The organism is Holdemanella biformis DSM 3989, from assembly GCF_000156655.1.
In the GTDB taxonomy this organism is placed as follows: domain Bacteria; phylum Bacillota_I; class Bacilli_A; order Erysipelotrichales; family Erysipelotrichaceae; genus Holdemanella; species Holdemanella biformis.
In genome coordinates this window covers 66,086-80,565 of the sequence record NZ_DS996837.1, presented here as the reverse complement: position 1 = coordinate 80,565, position 14,480 = coordinate 66,086, and the positions used below count along the sequence as shown (strand labels likewise).

Here is a 14,480-nt window from a genome sequence, read left to right as displayed (position 1 = left end):
CATTTTCGTCTTGTAAACCCCTTTTTTTAAAAATTTAAAAAATTTTAAAAAAAATAAAAAAGGACACTTTTCCAAGCATCCCTAAATCTTATTGAGCATCCTCAATTGCACTGATTTTTGCGATTCTTCCTTTATGTCTTTCACCCTCACTAAATGGAGTGTTCAAGAAAGTATGAACAATATCTTTGCAAGTTTCAATTCCCGTTGTTCTTTGTCCCATACTCAACATATTCGCATCATTGTGTTCACGAGTTAAACGAGCCATAGTTACATCTGTACATAATGCACAACGAATTCCTTTTACTTTATTAGCTGCAATTGAAATTCCAATTCCAGTACCACACATAACAATACCCTTATCCACTTCTTTATTCGCAACTAAATCTGCACACGCTTTTGCCATATCCGGATAATCTACACTATTTGTATCATGACATCCACAATCTACAACTTCATGGCCTTCATCAATTAACATTTGTTTGATTTCTTCCTTATATGTATATGCTCCATGATCACATGCCATACCAATTTTCATCATTCAATCCTCCTCAAAATCTATAAATATTTTACAACGTTTCCATCTTTGCGTAAAGACAACTAACTTTTCGCATCAAATGATTTTCTACATGAAGGACAACGAACTTCAATTTTCCCCTTATTTCTAGGAACACGAATAATTTGCGCACATTCAGGACAAACTAAATACTTATTTTGTTTATCCTTTAAAGACTTGTTAAATGCTTGAAAACGATGAACTATTTTTGCCTGAATCCGAATAAACTTTTGATTTTCAATTGATCTTGCCACATAATTCTTCGATAATGCACGTGCTAAATAAATAATAATACTAATATAGAACAATATATTGATCACAATGTTTTTTCTAAAAAACAAACTTAGTACTAATAAAATAAGTTCTAAATAAAATAGGAACTGATTTAATTTATCTGTACCATATCTACCTTGCATAAAACGATATAATTTTTCTCTCATTCTCATCACCGAGTTCTATAATAACACATAATATATGAACTCGCTATGTGCATTTTACCATCATTTGTATACTTGTTTTTATTGTTTACAAATTTTTTCATATTTTTATGAAACATTTTCAATTTTTGTGCTATAATCATCACGTATTAAATAAGGGAGGACTTAAAATGAAAGACCTAGAGCAATTATACGAAACCGTAAAAAAACGAAACCCCAATGATAAAGAATTTCTTCAAGCTGTTGAAGAAGTATTCGAATCATTGAATATTATCGCAGATGTACATCCTGAAGAATTAGACGATGATGTATTAGAAAGACTTGTAGAACCTGAAAGACAAATCATTTTCCGTGTTCCTTGGGTTGATGATAATGGCAAAACTCAAGTAAACCGTGGTTACCGTGTTGAATTCAACTCTGCCATCGGACCTTACAAAGGAGGTTTACGATTCCACCCATCTGTAAACATTAGTATCATCAAATTCTTAGGATTTGAACAAGTATTAAAAAATTCATTGACTACACTTCCTATGGGAGGTGGAAAAGGTGGATCTGATTTCGATCCAAAAGGAAAAAGTGATCGCGAAGTTATGCGTTTCTGCCAAAGCTTCATGAGCGAATTATACCGTCACATCGGGCCAAACACAGATGTTCCTGCTGGAGACATTGGTGTTGGAGGCCGTGAAGTCGGATATTTATTTGGACAATATAAACGTTTGAAAAATGAATACAGCGGCGTATTGACAGGTAAAGGATTAACATTCGGTGGATCCTTGATTCGTACCGAAGCTACTGGATATGGTCTATGTTACTTTACACAAGCTTTATTAAAAGATAACGGAACTAGCTTCGAAGGAAAAACAGTTACGATTTCCGGAAGTGGTAACGTAGCTATCTATGCTTGTGAAAAAGCAACACAACTTGGAGCAAAAGTTGTAACTATGTCCGATTCAAACGGATTCGTTTACGATCCAGAAGGAATTGATTTAGATTTAGTTAAAGACATCAAAGAAGTTCGTCGTGGACGTATTAAAGAATATGTTGAAAAAAGACCAAATGCAACATACACACCAAACGCACGTCCATGGACTGTTGCATGCGATATTGCTCTTCCATGTGCCACTCAAAACGAACTTGATTTAGAAGATGCAAAAGCATTAGTAGCTAATAAAGTTTTCGCTGTATGCGAAGGAGCTAACATGCCAACAACACCAGAAGCTATCCACTATCTTTTGAAAAATGGTGTATTCTATGCTCCAGGTAAAGCAAGCAATGCCGGAGGTGTTGCATGTTCTGGTCTTGAAATGTCACAAAATGCTCAACACTTATCTTGGACAGCAGAAGAAGTTGATCAAAAGCTTGAAAACATTATGGTAAATATTTTCGAAACTTGTCGTGATACCGCTAAAGAATATGGTCATGAAAAAGAATATGTAGTTGGAGCTAACATTGCTGGATTCTTAAAAGTTGCAAAAGCAATGAAAGCACAAGGCACAGTTTAATGAATATAAAAGCCGATTTCGGCTTTTATTTTTTGTGATTTTGTCTTATTATCTTAAAAGAAAAAAAGGTTGTGATTATTTTATGAAAAGAGCAAAACAAACATCTGAATCCATTGAGCTAGGTATTCTTCTAGCGTTATCCGGAGGTTTTATGGATGCCTATTCATACTTGGCAAGAGGACAAGTCTTCGCAAATGCCCAAACTGGAAATATGCTCCTCTTTGGTGTCAATTTAGCAAGAGGACAATTCCAACATGCTCTACATTATTTATGTCCCGTACTTGCTTTTGGTTTAGGTATTTTCTTAGCGGAATTTGTACATTTTCAAAAAATTCAAAAAGTACACTGGCGACAAGTTACTCTCTTGATTGAAATCATTATATTATTTGGCGTTGGATATATTTCATTCAAACAAAACCTTCTCGCAAATTCTTTAACTTCTTTTGCGTGCGGCTTACAAGTACAAGCCTTTCGTAAAATACATGGTAAAGGTTACGCAACAACGATGTGTATTGGAAATTTAAGAACAGGGACACACGAAATGTGTAATTATTTATGCACAAAAAAAGTCCAACATCTACAAAGTGGACTTCTCTACTACTCAATTATTTTAACATTTATAATCGGTGCCATTCTAGGAAACTTTTGTATTCAGATTTTTTCTGCAAAAGCCATTTGGATCAGTGTTTTACTTTTAATAATCTCCTTTATTTTAATGTTTATTGACCGCGAAAAAGACGAGGCTTTTCAATAAGTTTAAAACTATTATCATAATCAATTCGCGTAATTGAACAATTAGGAACTAAAGCTGCCGTTGTCGGTTGTTCGTTGACAAATCCAGGACATAGATAGTTTACAATATGTTTAATAGCAGAACCATGACATACCACTAACACATTCGCATTCGGATATTCGGATGCGATTTTTTTTAACGCATTAAAGACACGTTCAATTACATCACTATGGTTTTCACCACCACAAAAACGATACCCCTCTGGATATTTTATTCCATCCTTAAAAATATTTGATGATTTTTCTGCTTCAAAATCCCCAAAACACTGCTCTTTTAATTGTTTTGAAGAAATAATTTTCACATCTCTATTTTCTAAAATATATTGCGCTGTATCCATAGCACGCTCACTTGTTGAGCAAAAACAAACATCAAAAGAATCATTCTTTAATTTTTTCCCTAGCTCTTTTGCCTGAGAAACGCCTAATTTAGTTAATGGTGAATCACACCAACCTTGAATACGTCCCTTCACATTAAACATGGTTTCGCCATGACGAACAATATAAAAATGAGTCATATATATACCTTCCTTTTGCCTCATTATAATCCATTTCAGTTAGATATCAATAACTATTTTTCATTGTAAAGAAAATTTGATTTTGATACTATAAACCCATCCATAAGGGAGTAGTTATCTTACTTCTGTAAGTATTTAAGTCAACATACTGATCAAAAGATCTGGCTTATTGTAAAAAACAAGACTTATGCGAAAAAAGATATCTTTTTTTCGTATAAGTCTTTTCTTGTTTTAAGGAGGAAATATGGATTTTATTACTATTTTATTTATTGGCGTTGGTTTAGCTATGGATGCATGCGCCGTTTCATTAGCAAAAGGCATGAGCCTTGATAAAGATAAAGTAAAAAAATACGCTTTGATCTTGGCACTCGCATTTGGATTCTTTCAAGCACTTATGCCAGCTATTGGCTATTTTGCAGGAAGTCATTTCACCGATTATATCCAATCCATCGATCACTGGATTGCCTTTATTTTGTTGAGCTTAATAGGTATCAACATGATTAAAGAAGGAAAAGAAGAAAAAGAAGATGAAGTAAAAATTCACTCCATCTCATTTAAAGACATTCTTCTTTTAGCTATCGCCACAAGTATTGATGCATTAGCCGTTGGTGTAAGTTTTGCCTTTTTAAAAGTAAATTTATGGATTGCCACAACCACAATAGGAATTACAACCTTTGTACTTTCTTTCATTTGTGTATTGTTTGGCAAAACACTAGGGAACCTATTTGAAAAATATGCAGAATATATGGGTGGTTCTATCTTAATTCTTTTAGGCATCAAAATCTTGATTGAACATTTATTTTTCTAACAAGACTTCAACAGAATTCTTTTTTCATATATTCCGACATTTTCAAGGCAAATTCTTTATGTCCCTTTTCAGATAAGTGCACACCATCAAAACTCATATTTAATGGATTGCAGTCTATACAATGAACGTTCATTTTTTTATAGGCTTCATTCAATCGAATACTTGCCTCTTTAAATCCATCAATTTGTATAATTGGCGGACAAAGAATCATTACTTTGTCTGTGTCAATTGAATCTATTAAATCATGCATAAAAGAAACAATCTGATCTACATCATAATAATGCATCAAATCATTCGATCCAAGCATAATACAAAACAAATCGATTGAAGCTAAATCATAAGTTTCGTCTTTAACATCCCTTAACAAACGTCCATTTAATGAATCTTCAAAAAACATCCATCCAGCTACTAGATCATTCAAGTAATCTTTGTAAGTTAAATCATATCTTTGAAAATATCCCCTTGGATCATATCCCCAAGTATTAGAATCCCCCAAAATCAATGCTTTTTTCATCATGCCACTCTTCGAATTCGTTTACGCACAACCATAAAACAAATTCCATGTGCTACAAGCGTTATAACCCATGTGATTGGATAAGAAATATACAACGAAAATGTTGTATGTACTGACTTAAATACAGTAAATATCCATATAACACGAATGACACAAACACCTGTTAAAGATACCAACATTGGTAGAATTGAATAGCCAACTCCTCTTAAACTTCCAACTAAAGTGTCCATAATTCCACATAAACAATACATTGTACTAATGATGGCTAATCGATCAATACCAAATTGAATAACATTTTTATCACTCGAATAAATAGATAATAATTGTTGTCCAAAGAAATAAGCACCTTGTCCTAACACAAGACCAACTACCGTTACAATAGCTAAACATTCCAATAATATTTTATCGATTCGATCATATTTTCTTGCCCCAAAATTTTGCGAAGTAAATGACAAAGAAGTTTGATAAACAGCATTCATAGACGTGTACACAAAGCCTTCAATATTACTAGCCGCTGTGTTTCCAGCCATAACTAAAGATCCAAAAGAGTTAATACTTGATTGGATCAATACGTTTGAAATACTAAAAATAATGCCTTGAAGTCCTGCAGGAAGTCCTACTTCTAACATTTTTAATGCCAATTCTTTATGAAAGCGCATATCCTTTAATTCAAAATGTAAAGGGCCGTCCATATGCTTTAAACAAGACAAAATAAGTCCCGCACTGATTCCTTCAGATATGATCGTAGCCAATGCAACACCAGCAACTCCCATATGGAATACAATCACTAAACATAAATTAAATAATACATTAATAATTCCAGAAACCATTAAGAAATATAATGGACGTTTTGTATCCCCAATCGACCTAAGTATAGCAGCGCCAAAGTTATAGACCATAAAAAAAGGCATCCCTGCAAAATAAATCCGCATATATAAAGAAGATAAATCAATTACATCTTCTGGTGTTGCCATCAATTCTAATAAGGGTTTAGCAAAAAAGAAGCCAACAAATACCATTAAGAATCCTCCAAAAACAGCAATAAAAATAGCTGTATGTACAGCTTTAGATGTATTTTCTTCATCTCTAGCTCCAATGCATTTTCCCAATACTACATTTGCTCCAACACTAATTCCAATAAACATATTCACCAACAAATTAATCAATGCACTTGTTGAACCAACCGCTGCAAGTGCTTGATTTCCAGTAAATCTTCCAACCACTATAATATCAGCCGCATTAAATAAAAGTTGTAAACATCCCGATAATATTAATGGTAACGCAAAAACAATCAATTTTTTTAAAATTGGACCATTACACATATCCACCTGATAACTACGCATTAAAAATCTCCCATTCAATAATAGACAAATTATATACCTACTGTAAAATTTTTGAAAGAAAAAAAGAATGAAATGTAATTTTTCATTCTTTATTGCACTCTACTTTTCATACGATCCGGATGTAAACTATATTGAATCGCAATATCTTTTGAAATTTTATTCTGTTGATACAATTCAAAAATTGAATCATCCATCATAACCATACCATTTTGTCGATTGGATGCCATTGTATTTTCAATTTGATGAATCTTATTTTCACGAATCTGAGATCGAATAGCCGGATTTACTTGCATAATTTCAAATACTGGAATTAATTCTCCATCGATTGTAGGAATCAATTGTTCACTTATAACCGCCTCTAAGATCATGGACAATTGACTACGAACTTGATCTTGATGTCCCTGAAACATATCTACAATACGATCTATTGTATTTACTGCACCAACTGTATGTAATGTGGATAAAATTAAATGTCCTGTTTCCGCAGCAGAAAGTGCTGTAGAAACCGTTTCTTCATCACGCATTTCTCCTAATAAAATAATTTCAGGTGCTTCACGCAAAGCCGATTTTAATGCCGTTAAATAATTCTTTGTATCATGATACACTTCGCGTTGTGAAACAATCGATTTCTTATGCGAATGCAAAAATTCAATTGGATCTTCAATCGTAATAATATGACAATTTCTAGTTTCATTCATTCGATCAATCAAGCAAGCTAGAGTTGTACTCTTCCCACTTCCAGCAGGACCACTTACTAAAATAATCCCTTTTCTACGATTTGAAAGACTTAAAATAGATTCTGGTATATGAAAATCTTCTGGTTTTGGAAGTTCAAATTTAACTACACGCAAAACAGCCGCTTCTGAATTTCTTTGGCGATATACATTAACTCTAAATCGGCCTACTTGTGATAACGAAAACGAAAAATCATCTTCCCCATTTTTTTCAAAATTCTCATATGAGCAATAAGGTGCAAAGCCATACAACTGTTGAACAATATTTTTAGTATCATTCGGCATCATTTTTTCTTGTGTTATCGCAACAAGCTGTTGTCCTACCTTCAACATACAAGGACTTCCAGCAACAAAGAAAATATCTGATGCATTTTCTTTTATAGCTTTTTTTAAAATCTCAACAACATCCATACTATTCTCCTTTCACAATCGTTTTAAATACAACAATTTGGCCATGATCAACCTTCACTTTTAAATATGTATCCTCTTTTACATGAACCAAAAAATCCGTTTCATTTTGATCAATCAATTTATGTGCTTTAATCTCAGCTTGATAATATGCTTTTTTATACGCATAGCTACGATTGACTTGTTCATGCATTTGATAAACTTTGTTTGCTGAAAACAGCACTAAAACGCACATGCATACAACGACAAATATACTCAGCATTGTAACGACACCTAATCCTATTCTTGACTGTTTCATTCGTTGCTCTCCTCTTGATAATAATGATAATCTAACACTTTATCTTCTTTTACATAAATCTGTATACGAAACTCATTATCGTTAATACACTTGATTTTAATATCATAATCCGTATCGTTCATTTTTCTAGTATAATCTCCAACACGAGTATGCGTTTCAATTTCATTTTGAGCAATAATCATAGCCTCTTGACGATATGTATCCTCCTTAGATACTTGCATCATTTTCGCATAGATTTCAATTAAAATCGTGGATGTGATAAGAAAGAAAAATAATACAAAGAGTAGTTCTAAAAAAAATGAAAATGGCCTCTTTTTCATGATGCCACCCCACTTCTTAATTCAACATAAAACTCAACACCATTAATTTCACAAATAATTCTATTTTCATCTTGCTTCACATCAAAGTCATCACATGCCATTAAAGCTTGTCCCGTACTAAAATCTGGTTGCATATCTTTAATTATACAAAGTTCCATTAACTTAGATTTATCTCTATATAAATACGTATCACTTTTTGTATCCGATAGCTTAATTATTTTTTGACCATCTCTGTTTTCAACACTAACTCCATTCACTTCATCATAACTATGAATTTTGTTTGTGACATATAAAACGGGTGTATATGTTTCAAAATCATTTTTAGTACGTCTTTGCAGCATCGAATAATCTTCAATTTGAATATTCAAAAGCATGAAACAGCATAACACAAACAATAACATTAACGAAAGAGAAAAGAAAACACCTGCATTTTTCATCATTCATTCCCCTTTCTATAAACATAAATATTTGGATATATATTATCCCCCTGCCAATCATATGTAATGAAATAACTATTTATATCATAAGTAAACCCATAATATTTTTTTAAATATTGAATATTTTCTGGATAATGCCCCTCAACACTGTAACAACTAATTAAGGCTGTATCCAAACTATTTTTTACACGATCTATATCTAAATTCTCTGTACTCTTATTGATATTTGATAAACCTATCCATATCAATCCTAAAAACAAGCCAAAGAACAATATGTTCTTCCCCTTCATAAAACTACCCCAAAGTCTGTAATACATTCATTAAAGGAAGCATAATAGAAATTAGTACAAATCCTACTAACAAGGATAATCCCGCAATCATAGATGGCTCTAAACGATTTAAAAAGCTTGATAACATTCTTTCTAAATCTTCCTTATAACGATTTGATAAGGTTTTTAATACTTCATCTTGATGACCACTTTGATCCGCTGCCATCAATAAAGCACCGTATCCTTGATCATACACATTCTCTTTTACTAATGCATTTGCCAGACTTTCTCCTTCAAGCATACGATTCTTAACATGTAAGATTTTATCCTTTAATACAGGATGCTCAATCGATAGAAGTATAATATCTACTGCATCAATCAATGCATATCCACTTGAAACAAATAAAGATAATATATATGTAAACTTAGTCATTTCTTTTTGATAATTCAACTTAGAAAAGAATGGTAATTTTGTCATCCATACTTTATTCGGACTTTTTTTATAAATAAAATATAAAATAAGACCAAAAACTAGAATAAACAATAAAATAAAAAAGCCAATATAACTTAAGATTCGAGCTGAATACATCAAAGACAATGACATCGACATTTGGCTCAAAATATTTTCAAAAATAGGAAACACTTTAAATATTAGGGTGGCAACAATCACAAACATCATCAAAATCAAAACAAATGGATATGTGATTGCATCTTGAATTTGATAATTCAATTCTTTTTGTCTTGCATAATATGTACTCAATTCCTTAAACACTACATCTAAATTCCCAATACTTTGCCCAACTACAACCATCTGAATCATATATTCATCAAATTCTTTAGATTCTTTTAATGCATCTGTAAAAGAATAGCCTTGCTTCATTATATCTTCTAATTTTTTTGCACATATAGATACATCTGCATCAAAACCAACAAGCATTTTCAAACCATCTTCCACTTGCAAACCATTTGAAATAGCCAATGCCAATTCACTTGTAAAAATATATTTTTCATTATTCGATAACATACATACGCCTCCTAATAGTGATACACTTCATCATATTTCCCTTCATAATCCGAATTTTTTGAATCCGAAAATGTAGGATCTACAAGATTCCATTTTTCCTTATCAAAATATATTTTAGGATTGATCCATCCCGTATCCTTTAAATAAATTTCAACCCAGGCATGATACTCAATATCCGTCCATCCAACAATCACCTTTGCCGGAATACCTTGAATTCTGCATAGAGCAGCAAGACTTGCCGCATAATCAAAACAAATTCCCTTGCCACTTTTTAATGAACCATCAATATCTGGTAAGACAAACGTATCACTTACATCCTTTGCCTTTTGATCGTCATAATCTAATGTATCTACAACATATTTAAACAAATGTGCTATACGCGTCAAATCGTCACGATCATCCTTTACAAGTTCAAAAGATTTCTTATATACATAAGAATCCATTGTATAATCAACAATTTGATTCGGATATAAATAGGGAACAAGATCATTTGGCAACTGAACATCTATCGTATTAGAAGCGCATATCGCATATCTTGTTCCTTCTATTTGCTGCAAAATTTTTATCGTATAACTGCCATTATCCATATTCATTGGAAAAGGCTTGAATTCTGTTGTCTTTAAATCATAGTTATATTTTTTATCATCCTTTGAAATCTGTAGTTTGATTCCCGAAGTTTCTTGAAGTAACCTAGCACAAATATATCCATCATTTGCGTGTGTTAGATCCACTTCAGCTAGACTACCATCACTCAAAACACTCAGTTCTTCCTGGCTAGGCCATAAAACTTCAGCTTCCGTTTGCGAAGGACTTTCTTCACATTTTGTGGGGTATTTTGTAGAATCTTGACATCCACATAGAAGGCAAAATGCCATCAAGATATAAACTACATTTTTTACTATCCTATACTTTCTCATACTACACTAATAATACACCTATTTCTTATGAATCAAATCATTAAATGCATCTATCGACAAAGGACGACTATAATAATATCCTTGTCCCACATTGGCACCTAGACATCTTATAAATTCATCATCCTTGCTTGATTCAACACCTTCAACGACAACACGTATATTTGATTTTTTCGCAATGCTGATAATTCCTTCTAAAATCCATTTTGTTTTTTTGTTTTCTAAGTCCGAATCTATATGCAAGAAAATACGATCAATTTTTAATTCATCAATAGTAAGTTTCGATAAAACATTTAAAGATGAATATCCACTACCAAAATCATCTAGAGATACAGAAAAACCTAATTTTTTTACTTCCAAAAGAATTTGATTAAACAATTTAAAATCTTCAATAACCGTACTCTCCAAAACCTCTAAAGTGATATAGGAAGCCGAAACATCGTACTCCTTTAACAAGGACTTTAATTCTGAAATATAATTTTCATGATAAAAAACAATTTTTGATTGATTCACTGAAATATTGACCGGTTGAATTCCCATATCAATCCATTTACGTATTTGTTGAATGGCTTTTCTTAACATGTAAAAGTCTAGTTTTGAACAAAACCGATTCTTTTCAAAAATTCCCACAAAACTTGATGGAGGAAGATAGGTTCCATCCTCTAATTTCCATCGAACCAAAGCTTCGGCAGAAACAACTAAATTCGAACCTAAATCAACCTTAGGCTGCAGCACCATTTCAAAACAATTTGAATCTAAAGCTTGTTGCATATTAGATTCTACAAAATTTTCAAACTCTTTTTTCTTATGCACTTCTTCATCAAAAAAACAAATATTTTCAGAAGCCATTTCCTTCGACTGAGCTAAGGCAAACATAACATTTGTAAGCATTTGTTCAAATGAATATTTTTCCTGTCTTGCACCATTACAAATAACACCACAACAAAATTCATATTCATAACAAAAATCTTTTGTATTTTGACGAATACTATTAAATATCGCATGAATACGATTTGAAACCTTGTTTTCAGCCGTATCCATCAATAACATATAGAAAACATCGGCACTATCTCGACAAATAATTTCATTCTTTTTAAGCATTGGCTTTATACAAGTTACAATGCGACACAAAAATTCATCCGACTTATCTCTTCCTAAAATTTCATTCATAAATTTAAATCGGCGCATATTTAAAGATACCAATGAATAATCATTATTTTTAAGGGCATATATACGAACCAACTGCGTAAATCGAGCAAAAGAAACGGCACCAGTTAATTGATCTGTATAAGCTAACTTTTCCATCTCTTCATTGTTTTTTACCATCATTCTATATGCGATCCACAATAAAAGAATGACTACAATCACAAATAACATCAAAACATAATTTGTAGTACGTGACATAACATACATCGAATAATTTAACGATTTAGCTGAATTTACATAACATAAATACCAACCTTGAATCCCAATTTTTTTTACAACAATTCCATGTTCTTGGCCTTTGACTCCTATCAATCCATTCACATTTTCGGATAGATTCATATTTTTTATGACAGCTAACACTTCATTTGATTCTAAATTCTTTTGAATTCCATAAAAATCTTTAAAATCCGTAATGTATAAATTCCCACCACTTATTGATTTTCTCATCAAATCTGTATATGGTTTCAAGCTACTATCAGCACACAATACTCCAACAATCTGATTTTCATTCCCATAAACAGGCACTATATATGTAAGCTTATAATTCTTATTTTTTTGTTTAAATGTACTTTGCTCCCCCAAAAAACCATTCTTAATTTTATCTTTATATTCATCTGATAAATTGTTATACGAAAACTTAGAATCCTTTTTTGAAGAATACACATTATGATTCATATCGATAAATTGAATCGATGAAAAATCACTCTCTTTTTTCATTTCAAATAATGAGGAGTCTAAATCTGTTTCCTTATTTAAATTTCTTGCGAAAGTATTCAATAAAACTAAGTCTGTATTCTTTTTTGAAGAAACACGTTGTACACACAAATCTATTTCTTGATCCATAGTTGTATATGTTGCCTTATTTAAACTATCGTCTGCATGATTGATAAAAAGAAAGGCCATCAATAAAATTCCAAGCACCATCAAAATAGAGAAGATCAATAGTTTATAAATTCTTTTCCTTAATACACTTGCATCCATATACAATCTACATCTTTCTATTATCTGTTTCTATCTAGTTCTGCTTTATGAACTGAGTAATTCATACGATAGTTTTTCTTTCTAAAAATACTATAAAATTTATTCGAAATACGCTGTATAATCAAATGCGCATTCTCTTCTGTTTGACAATCCACTAGAAGTAATAATTGCGTTTCACTTGTACGTGTAAACAAGTCATTACTTCTTAAGCATGAACTTACCAATCTTTTTACGCGATCAAAATCCACACCTACTTTTTCATAATCTAAAGTTCCGTCTGAGAATTGTAACATGATCAAATAATAATTTTGTTCATTACGAACTGACATTTTCAACAACAATTCATAGAAATATTTAAAAATTTCATACGAGCAGAAAAAGCCCTGATTTTGTTGATCACGATTTGAAAGTTCCCTCATAATCGTTTCCATATCTTTATTTTCTTCTTTAGCATGATCAGCAATAATAATGTCGTACAATTGTTTAAAACGTTTTGATAAACCCGTTCCAAGTTCCGACAAGAAAATATCATTTAATTCATCATAATACTTCAATGCCTCTCGATAATTTCGCGTTGCGACCAAACCCTTCATATAATAGTAATGTAAACCTTCATTAAAAGGTTCAATCAATACAGCTTGATAATTCATAAGCATCATTTCATCGTATCGCTTTTGCGTATACAAATAACAAGATGTACGCATCATTGTTTTAACATACATTTGTCTAAATACTTCTTGTTTTTGTAGAATCCAATGAAGCTGGCTTGGTGAAGCATAAAAACGTCCTTGATATAATCTAAATATTTTTCTAGCAATCTTAAACTCTTTTTCATCCAACAATTCAGCGCCCTCATTGATTTGATTATAAGCCTTTTGTAATTCTACAAAATCAATATTCCAATCTAAATTTGGATTTAAGATATAGCCCTTTCTTGTCGTAACAATAACTTCTTTATCCTTAAAAAAATCAATTTCATTTAATTCGGAACGCAATCTAAAAATAGAGAATTTTAATGCACTGGATGGATTTTTACTTTCCGGCCATAAAATATCGATCAATTCATCTTTTTGAACTGGCTTCTCACTATGAAACAATAACACTTGCAACAAATTCACCAATTGTTTGCCAAATAATTCCACAATATTGACCGTCACATTATCGTTTGTGATTTCCAATCCCCCAAAGGTTTTTACATAATAAGTTTCACTCATGATGATCCTCCTTTCAAAAAATTATATAGTATCTAACCTAGTTTTATTTTACAATAAATTTCACAAACAAAAAAGCAGAGAATTAGAAAATATTCTCTGCAAATCATTATTTTAAAGTATATTCAACATGTTGATAGAAAACACCATTCTCTTCAATGTTTGAAAGAATCTTTTTATTGTATAAAGATTCATCAAATTCAGGAAAATACAC

17 protein-coding genes are annotated in these 14,480 nt (G+C 31.8%); 3 read left to right on the top strand and 14 right to left on the bottom strand.

The window, feature by feature from the left end:
- Positions 1-88: 88 nt before the first annotated feature.
- Together rpiB and EUBIFOR_RS00425 are read right to left on the bottom strand one after the other, a co-directional pair.
- Entirely contained in the window at positions 89-535 is a 447-nt protein-coding gene (rpiB, locus tag EUBIFOR_RS00430; RefSeq protein ID WP_040465978.1) for a ribose 5-phosphate isomerase B, read from the bottom strand.
- A gap of 62 nt (positions 536-597) precedes the next feature.
- On the bottom strand, positions 598-993 hold the full coding sequence (locus EUBIFOR_RS00425; protein ID WP_003863902.1) for a hypothetical protein: 396 nt from the start codon (positions 991-993) through the stop codon (positions 598-600).
- Between the two features lie 167 nt (positions 994-1,160).
- Here EUBIFOR_RS00425 and gdhA point away from each other — a divergent pair, with 167 nt between their 5' ends.
- Both gdhA and EUBIFOR_RS00415 read left to right on the top strand, forming a co-directional pair.
- A complete protein-coding gene (gene gdhA, locus EUBIFOR_RS00420; protein ID WP_040465973.1) occupies positions 1,161-2,492 on the top strand; it encodes an NADP-specific glutamate dehydrogenase in 1,332 nt (443 codons plus the stop codon).
- An 82-nt stretch (positions 2,493-2,574) separates the two neighbouring features.
- Positions 2,575-3,246, top strand: a complete 672-nt coding sequence (locus EUBIFOR_RS00415; protein ID WP_003863900.1) for a YoaK family protein — start codon at positions 2,575-2,577, stop codon at positions 3,244-3,246.
- Here EUBIFOR_RS00415 and EUBIFOR_RS00410 read toward each other — a convergent pair.
- Positions 3,212-3,799, bottom strand: a complete 588-nt coding sequence (locus EUBIFOR_RS00410) for a histidine phosphatase family protein (protein ID WP_040465972.1) — start codon at positions 3,797-3,799, stop codon at positions 3,212-3,214. The genes EUBIFOR_RS00415 and EUBIFOR_RS00410 overlap by 35 nt on opposite strands.
- A gap of 244 nt (positions 3,800-4,043) precedes the next feature.
- Here EUBIFOR_RS00410 and EUBIFOR_RS00405 point away from each other — a divergent pair, with 244 nt between their 5' ends.
- Positions 4,044-4,607 (top strand): manganese efflux pump MntP, encoded by a 564-nt coding sequence (locus EUBIFOR_RS00405; RefSeq protein ID WP_003863898.1) that lies wholly within the window; start codon positions 4,044-4,046, stop codon positions 4,605-4,607.
- A gap of 7 nt (positions 4,608-4,614) precedes the next feature.
- Here the strand turns inward: EUBIFOR_RS00405 and EUBIFOR_RS11995 are convergent, their stop codons facing one another.
- From EUBIFOR_RS11995 to EUBIFOR_RS00350, 11 genes are all read right to left on the bottom strand, one after another.
- A complete protein-coding gene (locus EUBIFOR_RS11995) occupies positions 4,615-5,124 on the bottom strand; it encodes an SGNH/GDSL hydrolase family protein (RefSeq protein WP_003863897.1) in 510 nt (169 codons plus the stop codon).
- Positions 5,121-6,464 carry an MATE family efflux transporter gene (locus EUBIFOR_RS00395; RefSeq protein WP_003863896.1) on the bottom strand — a complete coding sequence of 448 codons (1,344 nt, stop codon included), beginning with the start codon at positions 6,462-6,464 and terminating at the stop codon, positions 5,121-5,123. The genes EUBIFOR_RS11995 and EUBIFOR_RS00395 overlap by 4 nt, the downstream gene beginning before the upstream one ends.
- Before the next feature lie 89 nt (positions 6,465-6,553).
- A complete protein-coding gene (locus EUBIFOR_RS00390) occupies positions 6,554-7,609 on the bottom strand; it encodes a type IV pilus twitching motility protein PilT (RefSeq protein WP_003863895.1) in 1,056 nt (351 codons plus the stop codon).
- Position 7,610: 1 nt separating this feature from the next.
- Positions 7,611-7,904, bottom strand: coding sequence for a hypothetical protein (locus EUBIFOR_RS00385; RefSeq protein WP_003863894.1), 294 nt, complete (start codon positions 7,902-7,904; stop codon positions 7,611-7,613).
- Positions 7,901-8,224: a hypothetical protein gene (locus EUBIFOR_RS00380; RefSeq protein WP_003863893.1), complete on the bottom strand. Its 324-nt coding sequence runs from the start codon at positions 8,222-8,224 to the stop codon at positions 7,901-7,903. The genes EUBIFOR_RS00385 and EUBIFOR_RS00380 overlap by 4 nt, the downstream gene beginning before the upstream one ends.
- Positions 8,221-8,664: a DUF4860 domain-containing protein gene (locus EUBIFOR_RS00375; protein WP_003863892.1), complete on the bottom strand. Its 444-nt coding sequence runs from the start codon at positions 8,662-8,664 to the stop codon at positions 8,221-8,223. Before EUBIFOR_RS00375 ends, EUBIFOR_RS00380 begins: the two co-directional genes overlap by 4 nt.
- A complete protein-coding gene (locus tag EUBIFOR_RS00370) occupies positions 8,661-8,951 on the bottom strand; it encodes a hypothetical protein (RefSeq protein WP_040465970.1) in 291 nt (96 codons plus the stop codon). Before EUBIFOR_RS00370 ends, EUBIFOR_RS00375 begins: the two co-directional genes overlap by 4 nt.
- A gap of 4 nt (positions 8,952-8,955) precedes the next feature.
- On the bottom strand, positions 8,956-9,954 hold the full coding sequence (locus tag EUBIFOR_RS00365) for a type II secretion system F family protein (protein WP_003863890.1): 999 nt from the start codon (positions 9,952-9,954) through the stop codon (positions 8,956-8,958).
- Between the two features lie 11 nt (positions 9,955-9,965).
- Positions 9,966-10,871, bottom strand: coding sequence for a transglutaminase-like domain-containing protein (locus EUBIFOR_RS00360; protein WP_003863889.1), 906 nt, complete (start codon positions 10,869-10,871; stop codon positions 9,966-9,968).
- A gap of 18 nt (positions 10,872-10,889) precedes the next feature.
- Positions 10,890-13,055, bottom strand: coding sequence for a GGDEF domain-containing protein (locus tag EUBIFOR_RS00355; RefSeq protein ID WP_003863888.1), 2,166 nt, complete (start codon positions 13,053-13,055; stop codon positions 10,890-10,892).
- 20 nt (positions 13,056-13,075) lie between these two features.
- Positions 13,076-14,269, bottom strand: a complete 1,194-nt coding sequence (locus tag EUBIFOR_RS00350; protein ID WP_003863887.1) for an AfsR/SARP family transcriptional regulator — start codon at positions 14,267-14,269, stop codon at positions 13,076-13,078.
- Between the last annotated feature and the right edge of the window lie 211 nt (positions 14,270-14,480).